Annotated in this window: 13 protein-coding genes; 10 read left to right on the top strand and 3 right to left on the bottom strand. The window is 69.1% G+C overall.

What is annotated here, in order from left to right:
- Positions 1 to 264: 264 nt before the first annotated feature.
- The 6 genes from SPHME3_RS0110885 to SPHME3_RS0110860 are packed head-to-tail and all read left to right on the top strand — an operon-like array spanning position 265 to position 7,234.
- Entirely contained in the window at positions 265 to 2,283 is a 2,019-nt protein-coding gene (locus SPHME3_RS0110885; protein WP_017979132.1) for an HAD family hydrolase, read from the top strand.
- Positions 2,280 to 3,422: a glycosyltransferase gene (locus SPHME3_RS0110880; RefSeq protein ID WP_017979133.1), complete on the top strand. Its 1,143-nt coding sequence runs from the start codon at positions 2,280 to 2,282 to the stop codon at positions 3,420 to 3,422. The genes SPHME3_RS0110885 and SPHME3_RS0110880 overlap by 4 nt, the downstream gene beginning before the upstream one ends.
- Positions 3,419 to 4,345 (top strand): galactosyltransferase-related protein, encoded by a 927-nt coding sequence (locus tag SPHME3_RS0110875; RefSeq protein WP_017979134.1) that lies wholly within the window; start codon positions 3,419 to 3,421, stop codon positions 4,343 to 4,345. The genes SPHME3_RS0110880 and SPHME3_RS0110875 overlap by 4 nt, the downstream gene beginning before the upstream one ends.
- Positions 4,342 to 5,415, top strand: a complete 1,074-nt coding sequence (locus SPHME3_RS0110870; RefSeq protein WP_017979135.1) for a glycosyltransferase — start codon at positions 4,342 to 4,344, stop codon at positions 5,413 to 5,415. The genes SPHME3_RS0110875 and SPHME3_RS0110870 overlap by 4 nt, the downstream gene beginning before the upstream one ends.
- The gene (locus tag SPHME3_RS0110865) at positions 5,412 to 6,302 is read left to right on the top strand and encodes a polysaccharide pyruvyl transferase family protein (RefSeq protein WP_020486525.1); all 891 of its coding nucleotides are present in this window, start codon (positions 5,412 to 5,414) and stop codon (positions 6,300 to 6,302) included. Before SPHME3_RS0110870 ends, SPHME3_RS0110865 begins: the two co-directional genes overlap by 4 nt.
- Positions 6,299 to 7,234: a glycosyltransferase family 2 protein gene (locus SPHME3_RS0110860; protein WP_017979137.1), complete on the top strand. Its 936-nt coding sequence runs from the start codon at positions 6,299 to 6,301 to the stop codon at positions 7,232 to 7,234. The genes SPHME3_RS0110865 and SPHME3_RS0110860 overlap by 4 nt, the downstream gene beginning before the upstream one ends.
- Before the next feature lie 3 nt (positions 7,235 to 7,237).
- On the opposite strand, the gene SPHME3_RS0110855 is transcribed toward SPHME3_RS0110860, so the two are convergent.
- Positions 7,238 to 8,323 carry an anhydro-N-acetylmuramic acid kinase gene (locus tag SPHME3_RS0110855; protein ID WP_024310561.1) on the bottom strand — a complete coding sequence of 362 codons (1,086 nt, stop codon included), beginning with the start codon at positions 8,321 to 8,323 and terminating at the stop codon, positions 7,238 to 7,240.
- Positions 8,324 to 8,461: 138 nt separating this feature from the next.
- On the opposite strand from SPHME3_RS0110855, the gene rimO reads away from it, so the two are divergent.
- The 4 genes from rimO (at position 8,462) to SPHME3_RS0110835 (ending at position 13,829) form a co-directional block, all read left to right on the top strand.
- Positions 8,462 to 9,787 carry a 30S ribosomal protein S12 methylthiotransferase RimO gene (gene rimO / locus SPHME3_RS0110850; RefSeq protein ID WP_024310562.1) on the top strand — a complete coding sequence of 442 codons (1,326 nt, stop codon included), beginning with the start codon at positions 8,462 to 8,464 and terminating at the stop codon, positions 9,785 to 9,787.
- Between the two features lie 75 nt (positions 9,788 to 9,862).
- Complete coding sequence (locus SPHME3_RS0110845; protein WP_024310563.1) at positions 9,863 to 11,020, top strand: AAA family ATPase; 1,158 nt, start codon at positions 9,863 to 9,865, stop codon at positions 11,018 to 11,020.
- 30 nt (positions 11,021 to 11,050) lie between these two features.
- Positions 11,051 to 12,463 (top strand): serine hydrolase domain-containing protein, encoded by a 1,413-nt coding sequence (locus SPHME3_RS0110840; RefSeq protein WP_017979141.1) that lies wholly within the window; start codon positions 11,051 to 11,053, stop codon positions 12,461 to 12,463.
- Between the two features lies 1 nt (position 12,464).
- Positions 12,465 to 13,829 (top strand): leucyl aminopeptidase family protein, encoded by a 1,365-nt coding sequence (locus SPHME3_RS0110835; protein WP_017979142.1) that lies wholly within the window; start codon positions 12,465 to 12,467, stop codon positions 13,827 to 13,829.
- Here SPHME3_RS0110835 and SPHME3_RS0110830 read toward each other — a convergent pair.
- Both SPHME3_RS0110830 and SPHME3_RS0110825 read right to left on the bottom strand, forming a co-directional pair.
- Positions 13,814 to 14,191 (bottom strand): VOC family protein, encoded by a 378-nt coding sequence (locus SPHME3_RS0110830; RefSeq protein WP_017979143.1) that lies wholly within the window; start codon positions 14,189 to 14,191, stop codon positions 13,814 to 13,816. The two genes, SPHME3_RS0110835 and SPHME3_RS0110830, sit on opposite strands and share 16 nt — an antisense overlap.
- Positions 14,192 to 14,290: 99 nt before the next feature.
- Positions 14,291 to 15,052 carry an energy transducer TonB gene (locus SPHME3_RS0110825; RefSeq protein ID WP_017979144.1) on the bottom strand — a complete coding sequence of 254 codons (762 nt, stop codon included), beginning with the start codon at positions 15,050 to 15,052 and terminating at the stop codon, positions 14,291 to 14,293.
- Positions 15,053 to 15,109: the final 57 nt, after the last annotated feature.

The raw sequence follows: 15,109 nt of genomic DNA, 5'->3' as shown, positions 1-15,109 counted from the left end.
AACTCGCCATTCTGCCGCAGTTTTGGCCCCGACGATTGACGTTCCTGGAGCACGAATGCCACGATAAGACAGTAATGGATCAATAGTCGCACGCCGCCCCCGATCGCTATGAGGCAAGAAGCGGATTGATCTGCGTCTATACGAAAAACAGAGGGTGTGACGGAACCAATAAGTCGTTGCGCTAAATAGTATTTCTCGTGTTTCCCGCTGGATACAAATCGACCAAACTGTCGTTGAGCCCCGATAAAGCGAAAAGGGGCGCTCGTGATCATCGTACATCTGGCGCTCGGCGGTTGTCTGAAGGCGCCGCCCGTCAATTTCGGCGTGACGGCAGATACCGGTGGCCATATCGCCTATGTCCTCGATGCGGCATGCCATCAGGCGCTGCGCTCCGATGTCGATGCGGTGACGATCGTCACACGCTGCTTCTCCGACGAACGGCTCGATCCCGTCCACGCGCAAGCGGAGGAGGTCGTCGCGCCGAAGGTGACGATCCGCCGGATCGCGACCGCAGACCATCGCTACCTCGAGAAGGAGGCGCTGGGCGCCGACCTCGCCGCCTTCACCGAGGCGTTCTGCGAAATGATCGAACGGGAAGAGCGGCGCCCCGACGTGATTCACGCGCATTTCGCCGATGCCGCCGCCGTGGCCATGGCGGCACAGCGTCGATTCGGCATCCCCTTCGTCTACACGCCGCACGCGCTCGGCATCGACAAGCGGATGCAGCGCCTGGAATGCCCCGGCCTCGACGCCCGGATCGCCGCCGAACGCGCCGCGATCGAAGGGGCCTCAGCGATCGTGGTGTCGACCGAGGAAGAGGCGGCGCGTCAGGTCGGCGGTTATGGCGTTGCGCTGGGCGACCGGGTGACCGTCGTCGCGCCCGGCGTGCCGCGCCGCGACTGCGTGCCGGGGCCGGATACGCTGGCCGACCGGCTGGGCGACTGGTTCGAGTGCCCGGACCTGCCGATCATCCTCGCCATCGCGCGGCCCGTCGCGAAGAAGAACCTCGCAGCGCTCGCTCGCGCCTATGCCGACGATCCCGCGCTACAGGCACAGGCGAACCTCGTCATTCTGGCCGGGCAACATGCCTATGCCTCGGCCGACGAGCGGGCATCGCTGGCTGAGTTGCAGGCGATCGCCGACCGGCCGGGCATGCGCGGCCGCATCGCCTTGCCGCCGCAGCACGATGCCGATGACGTGGCGGCGCTATATGCGCGGGCGGCGCGCGGCGGGGTTTTCGTCAACCCGGCGCTGCATGAACCCTTCGGTCTGACGCTGGTCGAGGCGGCGGCGGCGGGCGTGCCGGTGGTCGCGACGCGCAACGGCGGTCCCGCCGATATCGTCGCCACGATCGGCCATGGCGTGCTGATCGATCCTGAGGATACGGCCGCGATCGGTGCGGCAATCCGCGCGATCGTGGGCGATCCAACCCGGCATCTCGCCTTTGCCACCGCTGCGCGCACCCGTGCTGATCTGTATTGCTGGCATCGCTATGCGGCCGCGACCTGCGCGCTGTACGGCGACCTCGCCGCACCACGACTACTCGCCTGCGACATCGACAATACGCTGACCGGCTGCGTCGAGGGCGCACGGGCCTTCGCGGTGTGGCGGGCGGCGAGCCCCCTGCCCTTCATCATCGCCACCGGCCGCGGCTTCGATGCGGCGCGGATGATCCTGAAGCGCTGGCGCCTGCCGCAGCCCGATGCCTTCATCGTCGATGTCGGCACCCGGTTGATGCTGCCCGATGGAACCGGCGGCTGGCGCGCCTGCGCGGAGTATGCGCGCACGCTCGACGCAGGATGGGATCGCGAGGCCGTCGCCGCAACGCTCGCGCCGCTGGGCGTGACGGCGCAACCGGCGGCGACGGCGGGGCCGCACAAGATCAGCTTCTACGGCGGCGCAGCGGACGCCGGCCGCATCCGCGGCGCGCTCTCGGCAGCGGGGCTGGCGGCACGCGTCATCTTCTCGCACGGGCGCCTGATCGACGTGCTCGCCCCCACCGGCGGCAAGGCACAGGCGATCGCGGCCTATGCCGCCCGGCGCGGCCTGACGCTGGCGGATTGTATCGCGGCGGGGGACAGCGGCAACGACGCCGACATGCTGGCGGCGTGCGGTCATGCCATCGTCGTCGGCAATGCGGGGGGCGAGCTGGCCCATCTGTCGCCACGCCCCGGCCTGCTGCGCGTGCGGCGCCATCATGCCGGTGGCGTGCTGGAGGGGCTGGCGACCTTGGGGCTGGCGGATGCGTCCCCGGCCGACCTGCCCGTGCCGGTGGCCGCATGATGCGCCCCTTCGGCTATTTCGTCCATCATCAGGGTCGCGGCCATGCCGAACGCTGCGCCGCGATCGCGAACGCGCTGCCGCCGACGCGACCGATGACGATCTTCTGCGCGCGCGACGACATCTTTCCCGCGCTGCCCCCGCAGGTCGACATCGTCCGCCTGCCCTCGTTGTTCGAAGCCACAGGCGACGAGGCGACGACGATGGACTGGGTGCCGACGCCGCAGACGTTGCACTGCGCGCCGCTGGGCTGGCCCGGCATCCGCCGCGCGATGGCCGTGCTGGCGGGGTGGTTCGACAGCGCCGATCCCGCACTGATGATCTGCGACGTCTCCGCCGAGATCGCGCAGCTGTCGCGCATCTGTTCGGTGCCACACGTCAAGGTGCTGCAACACGGCGACCGCGGCGATGCCGGCCACCGCGCAGCTTATGAGGGCGCGGCCGGACTGCTCGCGCCCTTCCACGCCGACCTCGCGCAGCCCGACTGGGATGCAGCGTTGCGCGCGCGGACCTGTTTCGCCGGCGGCCTCGGCGTCGATGTCCGCGTGCCCGAGCGCGAGGTCGCGCGGCAGCGGATCGGCATCGGCGCGGACGAAGAGATGATCCTCGTCCTGTCGGGGGGCGGCGGCGATGGCTTCGCGCAGGCGCCGATCGGCGTCGGTGCGCGCGCGCGCCCGGCCGCACGCTGGATCACGATCGGCAAGGTCCAGCGCGACTGGCACGCCACCGAGCCCGCCAATGTCGAGCATCGCGGCTGGGTGGACGATGCCGCCGACCATATCGCGGCGGCGGACCTCGTCATCGCCTCGACCGGCAACACCACCTGCCAGCAGATCCTCGCGTCGGGCCGGCCATGGCTGGCGGTGCCGGAATGGCGCTATTTCGACGAACAGCATCGCAAGGCCGACGCACTCGCCGCCGCCGGCGTCGCGACCGTCAGGCCGCACCTGCCTTCGTCAGCGCATGGCTGGATCGCGGCACTGGCCGACACGCTGCGCGACCACCGCCCCGACCGCCAGCGCGCGATGATCGACGACACGCCGGCCGACCGCGCCGCCCTCTGGCTCGAAGCGCTCGCCGACCGGTTGTGGACGCCGCTCGCCGCCACTCCTTCCCTCTCCCTGGAGCCCCGCATCCTATGACCTCCGTCTCCGTCGTGACCCTGGCGAAGGGCCGCCCCGATCACCTCGTCAACGTCGTGCGCGGCCTATCGCAGCAGACGATGCGGCCGACCGAGCTGATCGTCGCGGTGATGCAGGACACGCTCTACGACCTGCCCGACGCGCCCTTTCCCATCCGCCAGATCCGAATCGACGCCGATGCGCTGCCGCTCGCGATGGCACGCAACGTCGCAGCGGGCGCGGCGCAGGGCGAGGTGCTCGTGTTCCTCGACATGGACTGTATTCCGACGCCGGAGCTGGTCGCCGATTACGCCGGCTTCGCCGCCACGTTCGACGGCCTGCTGATGGGCGAGGTGATGTATCTGCCGGGCGGCGCTACGGCGGGCGACTGGTCCTATCCCGGCTTCGCCGCGGTCGCCGAACGGCACTCGGATCGCCGTGGTCCGCCCGCGGAGGGGCTGGAAGTGTGTGCCGACTATCGCTGCTTCTGGTCGCTCAATTTCGCGATGCGCCGCGAAACCTTCCTGCGCGTCGGCGGCTTCGACGAACGCTATGTCGGCTATGGCGGCGAGGATACCGATTTCGGCAAGACGCTGGATCAGGCGAACGTCACGATCGCGTGGATCAAGGGCGGGCTCGCCTATCACCAATATCACCCGCACCACATGCCGCCCGTCCACCATATCGACAGCGTGGTCCGCAACGCGCAGCTGTTCGAGGCGAAATGGGGCTATCGGACGATGGGTCACTGGCTGCACGCGTTCCGCCTGATGGGGCTGATCGACGACACGCCTGGCCGGCCGATCCGCATCCTGCGCGAAGCCCATGACGGCGACCGCGCGCTCACCGGCCAGCAGAGCCATCAGCCCTATGCCAATACCGCGCGCGTTCTGCGCGAGCTGGAAGCCGCCGCCGCCCGCGCACCGGAGGCGGTCGCCGCGTGAGGATCGCCATCCTCGCGCATGTCCGCCAGCGTATCGCGCAGCCGTTCGCAGGCGGCATGGAGGCGCATTGCTGGCACCTCGCCGCCGGGCTGCAGGATCGCGGGCACGACGTCGTCCTGTTCGCCTCGGGCGACAGCGATCCGCGCTTTGCGATCGATCCCGTGCTCGCCGAGCATTACGAGCGTACCTTTCCCTGGGCCGAGCATCGCGGCTCGGCGCCGCTGATCGCGCACCTCGACGCCGGCTATGCCGCGGCGTGCGACCGGATCGCGGCGGGCGGGTTCGATGTCGTCCACAACAACAGCCTGCACCGCTTCCCGCTGGAGCAACGCCGGACGGAGGCGGTGCCGACCGTCACCTCGCTGCACGTGCCCCCCTATGACGCGCTACACTGGTTCGTGCAGCAGAGCCCGTCGCCGCGCCATCATCTGACCGTCACCTCGGCGCGGCAGCGCGAGGCGTGGTGGCCGAACGGCGCACCGGCGGAGGTATCGGTGCTGCACAACGGTATCGATATCGATCGCTGGCCCTTTCGCCCGCACGGCAATGGCGAAGCGGTCTGGTGCGGGCGCATCACGCCCAACAAGGGGCCGCATCTCGCCGCCCAGGCCGCACGCGCCGCCGGCATCCGCCTGACGCTGTTCGGGGGCATCGAGGACCCCGATTATTACGGGGCAGAGGTCGCGCCGCTGCTCGGCGACGGCGTCGTCTATGCCGGGCACCGCAACGCCGAGGACCTGGCGGTGGAGCTTGGCCGCGCCTCGCTGTTCGTCTTCACCCCCTGTTGGGACGAGCCGTTCGGACTGGTCGCGGCAGAGGCGATGGCGTGCGGCCTGCCCGTCGCCGCATTCGACATGGGTGCGGCGCGCGAGGTCGTCGGCGACGCCGGCCGGTTCGCGCCCCCGGGCGATGTCGCCGCGCTGGCCACGGCGATGCGCGAGGCGATGGCGATTCCCCCCGACGTCCCGCGCGACCGCGTGCAGCGGCTGTTCACGCACGATCGCTGGCTCGACCGCTGCGAAGCGCTCTACCGCACCGTGATCGCCGGCGACGTCAGGCTGGCGGCATGAGCGACGTCGTCGCGGCGCAGCGAGCCGCGCTCGATACCCTCTACCGCCGGCACCTGACGCTGGGCAGCCGCTATGCGCTGCTCGACTTTCCCGATCACGCCAATGTCGGCGACAGTGCGATCTGGCTGGGCGAACTGGTCATGCTGCGCGGCATCACCGGGCGCGATCCGGACTATGTCTGCACGTGGCACGATTTCGACGAACAGGCTCTCCGCGACGCCTGCCCGGACGGCATCGTCTTCCTGCACGGGGGCGGCAATCTGGGGGATATCTGGCCGCACCACCAGCAGTTGCGCGAAACCGTGCTCGAGCAGCTGCGCGACCGCATCGTGGTGCAATTGCCGCAGTCCATCCACTTCCGCGATGCGTCGGCAGCGGTGCGCTTCGCAGGCATCGCGGCACGGCACCCGCAGCTGACGCTCTACGCACGCGACACCGCCAGCCTCGCCATCGCGCAGCAGATGGTTGGGACGGTCGCTTCGCTCGCCCCGGATTCCGCCTTCGCACTGGGGGGGCAGGCGCGCCGGGAGCCGGACGTGCCGGTGCTGGCGCTGATGCGCACCGACAAGGAGCGGGTCGACAAGACTCCGGCGCTGCCGGCGGGCGCATTCGTCTGCGACTGGCTGGAAGACGACGACCACCTGACCGGCGACCACGCCGCCCTCGCCACGGCGCGTGTCGCGCGTGGCCTGCGCCTGCTGTCGCGCGGACAGACGGTCGCCACCGATCGCCTGCACGGCCATATCCTCGCGCTGCTGCTCGACATCCCCCACGTCGTCTTCGACAATGATTACGGCAAGATCGGCCGCTACGTCGCGACATGGACCCGCGACAGCCCGCGCCTGCTCCACGCACTGCCATCGTCGCCGCGATCCGTCGCGGCATGACCGCCATCCCGGCGATCAGCCTGCTCGTCTGCACACGCAACCGCGCCGCCGCTTTGCCGCGCCTGCTCGCCTCGATCACCCACGCCGCCGCGCAGGAAGGGGCACCGGCGATCGAGGTCGTCATCGTCGACAATGGCTCGACCGACGCGACGGCCGATCGGCTGGAGGCATGGCAGGCGCAACAGTCCTTCCCCGTCCACCTGCTCCAGAGCGACAGGCCCGGCCTGGCGCGCGCGCGAAATGTGGGTCTCGCCGCCGTACGCGGCGCGATCGTCGCGATGACCGACGACGACTGCCGCCTCCACCCCGATTATTTCATCGCGCTCGCCCGCTGTTTCGCGGCGCTCGACGGATCGGCCATCGTCGGCGGCCGCATCCTGCCCGGCGACCCCAATGACTTGCCGATCACGATCAAGCTGGAAGACCACCCGATGATCGCGACGCCCGATCGGTTTCCGGGCGGGTTCGTGATGGGCGCCAATCTGGCGATGACGCGCGACGTGCTGCACCGGGTCGGCGCCTTCGACGAGCGGTTCGGCGCGGGCGCGCCGTTCCGCGCCGCCGAGGACACCGACTATCTGCTGCGTGCGCAGGCCGCGGGGATCGCGCTGCGTTACGAGCCCCATTTCGTCGTCGACCATCACCACGGACGGCGGCTCGCCGCCGAGGAACGCGCCCTGCTGGCGGGGTACAGCGTCGGCGATGGCGCGCTCTACGCCAAATTCCTGTTCAAGGACCGGCGGGTGCTGCGCTACCTCATGCAGGACGTCGGATCGCTACGTCTCGACCTGCTACGCCCGGTCCGCGCGCATAAGAGCATTCGGGCATTCTACACGTTCTGCCTGCGCCACAAGCTGATCGGCATGGCCGCCTTCCTGACCGCGAGCGCCAGGAGCGGCCGACGCCCTACCGATCAGTACGGCCGGGCATAAGCGTCAGGGCCGATCGACGCGGCCGCCCGGCAGCGGATGCGGCACGCCGGTCGTACCGGGGAAGCTGATCGGCAGCCCCTTCAGCGTCCGCACCGCCATATAGGCGAAGCCCTCCGCCTCCATCGCGTCGCCGTCCCAGCCGAGCGTATCGCTGGCTTCCGGTGCGATACCGGTGCGCTCGCCGATCATGCGCAGCAGCGTCGGGTTGTGCCGGCCCCCGCCCGCGACGATCAGGCGCTTCGGCCGCGCGGGCAGCTGGTCCAGCGCCTCGGCCACGGTCGCCGCGGTAAAGGCGGTCAGCGTCGCTGCGCCGTCCGCCGCCGACAGGCCGCGCGCCGGCTGAATGGTGAAGTCGTTGCGATCGAGGCTCTTGGGCGACGGTGCGGCGAAATAGGGGTGGTCGAGCATCGCCGTCAGCACCGCCTCGTCCACATGCCCCGACGCGGCAAGCGCGCCATCGGCGTCATAGCGCGCGCCGGTTTCCGCCTCGACCCAGCTGTCGATCAGGCCGTTCGCCGGACCGGTGTCGAAGGCGACCAGCGCGCCATCCTCGCCGACGAAGGTGACATTGCCGACGCCACCGAGATTGAGCACCGCCACCGGCCGCTCCAGCCCGGCCGTCAGCGCGGCGTGATAGATCGGGAGCAGCGGCGCCCCCTGCCCGCCTGCCGCAACGTCCGCGCTGCGCATATCGCTGACCACCGCAATGCCGGTGGCGCGCGCCAGCACCGCGCCATCACCGATCTGCCACGTCCAGCCGCGATCGGGCCGGTGCGCGACGGTCTGCCCGTGATAGCCGATCACCGCCACGTCCGCCGCCGCCACGCCCGCATCGCGCAGCAGCTTGTGAACGGCAAAGGCGTGCGTCCGGTCGATCAGTTCGCCCGCCGCGACGATATCGGGCGAAGCGCGCGGCCGATCGAAGGTCAGCGCCAGCGCGGTCGCCGCGGCCAGTTGCTCGCGGGCCGCATCCGAATAGGGCTCGCCGCGAAAGGCCAGCGGCCGCACCTCACCTTCGCCATCCGTATCGATCAGCGCCGCGTCGATCCCGTCGAGCGACGTCCCGGACATCAATCCTATTGCCAGCATGCACGATCACTCCCGTCGGTTCGATGTGGCGGCTGCGCGGCAGGCTGTCGAGCGGCATCGCCCCCGGATGCGACGAATGGCCGCCCCTGCCGCGCCATCTGGCAAAAGCGCGCGAAATCGACTATGTCGCGCGCTCTCATGGCAACTCGTCTTCCTTCTCCGCCGCGCGTCGGCATGGTGTCGCTCGGCTGTCCCAAGAATCTGGTCGACAGCGAACGCATCCTCACCCAGCTGCGCGCCGACGGCTATCAGATGTCCGCCGATTATGCCGGCGCCGACGTCGTGCTGGTCAACACCTGCGGTTTCCTCGATTCCGCCAAGGAAGAAAGCCTTGAGGCGATCGGCGAAGCGATCGCGGAAAACGGCCGCGTGATCGTGACGGGCTGTATGGGCAAAGAGGCGGAGGTGATCCGCGCCCGCTTCCCGCAGGTGCTCGCCGTCACCGGCGCGCATCAATACGAACAGGTGGTCGAGGCGGTGCATGAGGCGGCGCCGGCGAACCTGTCGCCCTATATCGACCTGATCCCCGACGCCGGGCTGAAGCTGACGCCGCGCCACTACAGCTATCTGAAGATTTCGGAAGGCTGCAACCACCGCTGCTCCTTCTGCATCATCCCCAGCTTACGCGGCGACCTCGTCAGCCGCCGCCCCGACGCCATCCTGCGCGAGGCGGAGAAACTGGTCGCCGCCGGCACGCGCGAGCTTCTCGTCATCAGCCAGGACACCAGCGCCTACGGCATCGACATCCGCAAGGAACCGCGGATGTGGAAGGGGCGCGAGGTCGTGCCGCACATGACCGATCTCGCCCGCGAACTCGGCCAGATCGCGCCCTGGGTGCGGCTGCACTACGTCTATCCCTATCCGCATGTCGATCAGGTCATTCCGCTGATGGCGGAAGGGCTCGTGCTCCCCTATCTCGACATCCCGTTCCAGCATGCCGCGCCGTCGGTGCTGAAGGCGATGAAGCGCCCCGGCAACGACGCCAAGGTGTTGCAGCGTATCCACCAGTGGCGGGACATCTGCCCGGATATCGCGATCCGATCGACCTTCGTCGTCGGCTTCCCCGGCGAGACCGAGGCGGACTTCCAATATCTGCTCGACTGGCTGGACGAGGCGCAGCTCGACCGCGTCGGCGCGTTCCGCTTCGAGCCGGTCGAGGGTGCCGCCGCCAATGCGCTGCCCGATCCGGTGCCGGAGGAGGTCAAGGAAGAGCGCTATCAGCGGATCATGGAAAAGACCGCCGCGATCAGCGCCGCGAAGCTCGCCGCCAAGGTCGGCCGCACCCTGCCCGTCATCATCGACGAGGTCGGCGAGGAAGGCGCAACGGGCCGCAGCCAGGCCGATGCCCCCGAAATCGACGGCCAGGTCTTCCTGCGCGACGCCGCCCATCTGTCGGTCGGCGATATCGTACCGGTGACGATCGAGGACGCCGACGAGCACGACCTGTACGGCGTGCCGGCGTAAGCACTTAGCGGTCCGCGCTGGACGTCGCAGCGCTCCCCTGCAAGGATCATCGGTCTGCGGCGGGAGACGATGGCGATGATGACGCGGCTGGCGATCGGCGGCTATCGTTCGATCCGCGACCTTACGCTGGAGCTATCGCCGCTAACGATCGTCACCGGACCGAATGGTTCGGGCAAATCCAGCCTGCATCGCGCGTTGCGTCTGCTGGCCGACGTAGCGCAGGGCCGGCTCATCGCCTCGCTCGCCCAGGACGGCGGACTGGCGTCGGTGTTATGGGCTGGTCCTGAGACGATCAGCCGCGACATGCGCGCCGGGCGCGTGCCTGTGCAGGGAACGGTGCGGACCGGACCGGTCAGCCTCAGGCTCGGTTTCTCCGGGCCCGACTTCGGTTATGCGATCGATATCGGGCCGCCGATCCCCGGCACCGGCTTCGCGGGCGATCCTGAGATCAAGGTAGAGGCGATGTGGACGGGCGAAAGGCTCGGCCGCGCCAATGCCTTCGCCGAGCGTCGAGGGCGCGTCGTCAACCTGCGCACGGCCGACACCGGCGAATGGCGGCGAAGCCCCATCGACCTGTCGGGCTTCGAATCGATGGTCACGCACGCGGCCGATCCCGTCGATGGCCTGGAGTTGCTGCTGATGCGTGAGCGCATGCGCAACTGGCGCTTCTACGACAGCCTCCGGACGGATTTGGACGCACCGGTCCGGCGGCCGCAGATCGTCACCTACACGCCCGTCATGGCGGGCGATGGATCGGACCTCGTTGCCGCGATCGCGACCATCCAATTCTTTGGCGATGGGGAGGCATTGGCAGCGGCGATTGACGACGCCTTTCCCGGGTCGACGATCACGCTTATCGGTGGCGAGGGCGCTCGTCCGTCGTTCGGCCTGCGCCAACCCGGTATGCTGCGGGCGCTCGACGCACGCGAATTGTCCGACGGCACCCTGCGGTACGTCCTGCTGGTCGCAGCGTTACTGTCGCCTCGTCCGCCCGAGCTGATGGTGCTGAACGAGCCTGAGGCGAACCTCCACCCGTCTTTGCTGCTGCCGCTCGCCCGACTCCTCACCGCCACCGCCCGCTCCTGCCAGATCATCGTTGTCTCCCACAGCAGCGCCTTGCTCGATGCGCTGCGCGCCAGCGGCGACGTCGGCGACATCGCGCTGGAAAAGGAATTGGGCGAAACGCACACGCAGGATCGCTTCGGCCCGCAATGGGCGTGGCCCAAACGCTGACGTCGATTTCACTTTCGCCCATCGCGGCCGATGTGGCAGCTAGGCGCGATGAAGCTCCCGACATTCGCCGCAGCCTGTGCGCTCGCCATCGCTCCCGCATCGGTGCAGGCGCAGGCGCTCTCCCCCACCGAACTCGCTGCGGTCGACAAGGTCGTTGCCGATGGCCTCGCCGCCACGGCCACGCCGTCTGCGCAGGTCGCGATCGTGCGCGGTGGCAAGATCGTGCTGGTCAAGGCCTATGGCGAGCAGGCGAAGGGCGTGCCCGCCCGCACCGACGCGCCGTATCAGATCGCGTCGATCTCCAAACAGTTCACCGCCGCGGCGCTGCTGCTGCTCGCCGACGACGGCAAATTATCGATGGACGATACCGTCGCCAAATGGCTGCCGGGGATCAGCGGCGGCGACAAAATCACGATCCGCCAGTTGCTCAGCCACACCTCGGGCCTGCAGGATTACTGGCCGCAGGACTATAGCTTCGCCGCAATGGAAAAGCCGACGACGCCGCAGGCGATCGTCGATCGCTGGGCGAAGAAGCCGCTCGATTTCGCGCCGGGCACGCAGTGGCAATATTCGAACACCGGCTATGTCGTCGCCGGTATGATCGCCGAGAAGGCGGCGGGCGAGCCACTGATGACCTTCCTGCAACGGCGCATCTTCGCGCCTTTGGGGATCAAGGCGATCGATCAGGACAAGGCGGTCGGCAACGGTTTCCCCGTCGGCTATCACCGCAATGCTTTGGGCCCGGTCCGCGCCGCGCCGCCGCCCGCGGAGGGCTGGCTGTTCGCCGCCGGCGAGCTGTCGATGAGCGCCGCCGATCTCGCGAAATGGGACGTCGCGCGCATGGATCGCAGCCTGCTGCCCGCCGCCGACTGGGCCGCGCAGGAAAAGCCGGTGCTGCTCAACGACGGCAGCACGACCAATTACGGCCTGGGCGTCAGCCTCGGCAAGCGCGCCGGCGTGCCCTATGTCGAGCATAGCGGCGAGGCGGTCGGCTTCCTGTCCGAAAACATCGTCTTTCCCGAACAGAAAGCGGCGGTGGTCGTGCTGACCAACGCCGATTTCGGCGACGCCTTCGTCACCATCGCCAATGGCATTGCGAAGGTCGTGCTGCCCGCGACGGCGGATGCGGCCGAAGTCCAGAAGACCGCGCAGGCCCGCGCGCTGTTCGATTCGCTGCGGTCGGGCACGCTCGACCGGTCGAAGCTGACGCCCAATGCATCCTATTATTTCACGCCGCAGGTGCTCGCCGACTATAAGAGCAGCCTCGCCCCGCTGGGCGCGCCGACCAGCTTCGAACTCGCCGGACCCAAGCGGCTGCGCGGTGGCTTCGTCCAGCGCCGATACGTCGTGACCTATCCCGACCGGAAGCTGTCGATCGCGACCTTCGCGGAACCCGATGGCGCGCAGCGCTACGAACAATTCCTCGTGTTCCCGGCCAACTGACATGCCCGATACCCTGCTCCAGCCCGACCGTGGACAAGCCGCCCGCACGATCGACCTGATCGCCCCCGATGCCTATGACGCGTGGCTGGGTGGCCAGCCGCAGCGGGTGCGCACCGCGCTCGCCGCGCAGCGCTTCACCGGCAAGGCGGGCAGCGCGGCGGTGTTCGTCGACGAGGACATCCACGGCATCGCCATCGCCGGCCCCGCCGACCCGTGGTCGCTCGCCAAGCTTGCCGAGACGCTGCCGGCTGGCACCTATCGCGTCGCGGGCGAGATCGGTCCGGCGGCGCTCGGCTGGGTGTTGGGGCAATATCGCTTCGACCGCTATCGCCGCCCCGACGACACCGGGCCCCGCATCCTGCTGACCCGCGATGCGGCGGGGATCGAAGAGGTGCTGCGCGTCGCCGCCGCGACCGCGCTGGTCCGCGACCTCGTCAACACCGGCGCCGGCGACCTCGGGCCGACCGAGCTGGAATTGGCCGCCGAGAAGTTGGCGCGCGAGCATCATGCGGCGCTCACCGTCACGCGCGGCGACACGCTCGCCGCCGACTATCCGATGATCCACGCGGTCGGGCAGGCCGCGGTGAAGGAACGCCATCCGCGCCTGATCGAGCTGGAATGGGGCGACCCCGCGCATCCGCGCATCGCATTGGTCGGCAAGGGCGTGGTGTTCGACACCGGCGGTCTCGATATCAAGCCGTCCGCCGGCATGCGGTTGATGAAGAAGGATATGGGCGGCGCCGCACATGCGCTGGCGCTGGCGAGCCTCGTGATGGCGGCACGCCTGCCGGTGCGGCTCCACCTGCTGATCCCGGCGGTGGAAAATGCGATCGCCGGCAACGCCTTCCGCCCCGGCGACGTGCTGCGCAGCCGCGCGGGGCTGACGGTCGAGAACACCAATACCGACGCCGAGGGACGCCTGATCCTGGGCGATGCGCTGACCAAGGCGGGCGAAGGAAAGCCAGAGCTCATCCTCGACTTCGCGACGCTGACCGGCGCGGCCCGCGTGGCCCTCGGCCCCGATCTGCCGCCGCTGTTCACCGACGACGAGGACCTGGCGCGCGATATCCTGGCCGCCGGCGATGCGCTCAGCGATCCGCTGTGGCGGATGCCGCTGTGGAGCGCCTACGACGACATGCTGAAGTCGGACATCGCCGACATGGTCAACGCGCCCGACGGCGGCTTCGCCGGTGCCGTCACCGCCGCGCTGTTCCTCCGCCGCTTCGTGCCGCAGGACGTCGCCTGGGCGCATATGGATGTCTTCGCCTGGCGCCCGACCGCCAAGCCCGGCCGGCCCAAGGGCGGCGAGGCCTATGCGCTGCGGGCGTGTTATGCGGTGCTGAAGGCGCGCTATCCGCGCGGTTGAGGTCGCGCGCCGACATCGATGCGGTTCCCATCGGGGTCCGCGAAGACGAAGGCACGCTGGCCATAATCCTTGTCCGCCAGCCGCTTGATGATCCGCGTGCCCGCGGACTCCAGCCGGCGATAGAGTGCATCGGCATCGTCGACGAACAGGTGCATGACGTTGGCCGTGGAGGCGACGTGATCGGCCTTGCGGGTCAGATGCACCTCGGCCGCATCCTTCTTCAGCACCGCAAAGCCCAGCGGATCGCCGTTTTCGAAGACGGTCGCGAAGCCCAGCACGCCGCCATAAAAGCGCAAGGCCGCTTGCATATCGCGCACGCAGATTGTCGGCGCCGCACGCCCGAACGTAACCGGCTCATCCATCGGAATTCATCCTGTCGGGCAGCGGCGGCAGTGCGCATGCCGGGTGATGGAGCGGTGTCCGTCGCCTAGCTGCGCCGCGGAGCCCGCACTGTCAACGCATCACCGATCGGTCGCGGGCGGGTCGATATCCCATTGCTGGTCGCGCAACACGGTCGACGCCACGGGCTTGCCCGCCGCATCGCGCCACGGATCGTAGCGGAAGCGCTTTTCGATCGCCCGGCACGTCGCCTGATCCATCAGCGCATTGCCGCTCGATTGTGCGATCCGGCAATTGGTGACGTGGCCATTGGTCTCGACCCGGTAGCGGACGCTCACAACGCCCCGAAAACCGGTGTCGAGGATCGAATCGGGAATGTCCGATCCCTTGATCCGCCCGTTGATCAGTCGCGGCACGCGTTCCCAGCCGCTGCCGTCGCCATCGCCGTCGCCACCTGCGCCATTGCCGTTGCCGATCCCGCCGGAGCCCGTGCCCGGCCCCGGCTTGTCCGACGCGCCGGAGGTGGCCTGCACGCCGATATTGGGCAGCGGCGCGACGATCACCGGCGGCGGCGGCGCGACCTGGATGATCGGCACCGGCGCGGTCACCTCGGTCGCCTTGGAGCGCAGGTTCGGCGGCGAGGCCTTGCCGCTCGGCCGGTTGATCTTCTTGGGCGGCGGCACCACGCGTTCGGGCGGCGGTGGATCGGGCATGACGGTAAAGGTCGCCAACGCCTGCTGCACCGCCTGCGGCGCGCCGTGAAAGGCCAGCCCCATCACCAAGGCATAGCCCAGCGTCGCCACGACGCCCCCGGTCAGGAGCGCCGCACCGATCCGCTCGCGCCGCGAAGCGCCGTATTGCGAAGGGCCATAGGTCGTCACCATGCGACAGATGATGTCGCATGGCGCCTTTCGCAACGCTGACTGGCAGCGTCGATCGGG

The organism is Sphingomonas melonis DAPP-PG 224, from assembly GCF_000379045.1.
GTDB lineage: Bacteria > Pseudomonadota > Alphaproteobacteria > Sphingomonadales > Sphingomonadaceae > Sphingomonas > Sphingomonas aquatilis.
Note: the sequence above shows the minus strand (reverse complement) of the source record. Positions and strands in the feature narration are given on the sequence as shown.

Excerpts from the sequence above, each read along its gene's own strand:
- SPHME3_RS0110825 (WP_017979144.1), bottom strand. The coding sequence starts at position 15,052 with ATGGTGACGACCTATGGCCCTTCGCAATACGGCGCTTCGCGGCGCGAG.
- SPHME3_RS0110845 (WP_024310563.1), top strand. The coding sequence starts at position 9,863 with ATGATGACGCGGCTGGCGATCGGCGGCTATCGTTCGATCCGCGACCTT.
- SPHME3_RS0110835 (WP_017979142.1), top strand. The coding sequence starts at position 12,465 with ATGCCCGATACCCTGCTCCAGCCCGACCGTGGACAAGCCGCCCGCACG.
- SPHME3_RS0110855 (WP_024310561.1), bottom strand. The coding sequence starts at position 8,323 with ATGCTGGCAATAGGATTGATGTCCGGGACGTCGCTCGACGGGATCGAC.
- SPHME3_RS0110865 (WP_020486525.1), top strand. The coding sequence starts at position 5,412 with ATGAGCGACGTCGTCGCGGCGCAGCGAGCCGCGCTCGATACCCTCTAC.
- SPHME3_RS0110875 (WP_017979134.1), top strand. The coding sequence starts at position 3,419 with ATGACCTCCGTCTCCGTCGTGACCCTGGCGAAGGGCCGCCCCGATCAC.
- SPHME3_RS0110880 (WP_017979133.1), top strand. The coding sequence starts at position 2,280 with ATGATGCGCCCCTTCGGCTATTTCGTCCATCATCAGGGTCGCGGCCAT.
- SPHME3_RS0110840 (WP_017979141.1), top strand. The coding sequence starts at position 11,051 with ATGTGGCAGCTAGGCGCGATGAAGCTCCCGACATTCGCCGCAGCCTGT.
- SPHME3_RS0110860 (WP_017979137.1), top strand. The coding sequence starts at position 6,299 with ATGACCGCCATCCCGGCGATCAGCCTGCTCGTCTGCACACGCAACCGC.
- rimO (WP_024310562.1), top strand. The coding sequence starts at position 8,462 with ATGGCAACTCGTCTTCCTTCTCCGCCGCGCGTCGGCATGGTGTCGCTC.
- SPHME3_RS0110830 (WP_017979143.1), bottom strand. The coding sequence starts at position 14,191 with ATGGATGAGCCGGTTACGTTCGGGCGTGCGGCGCCGACAATCTGCGTG.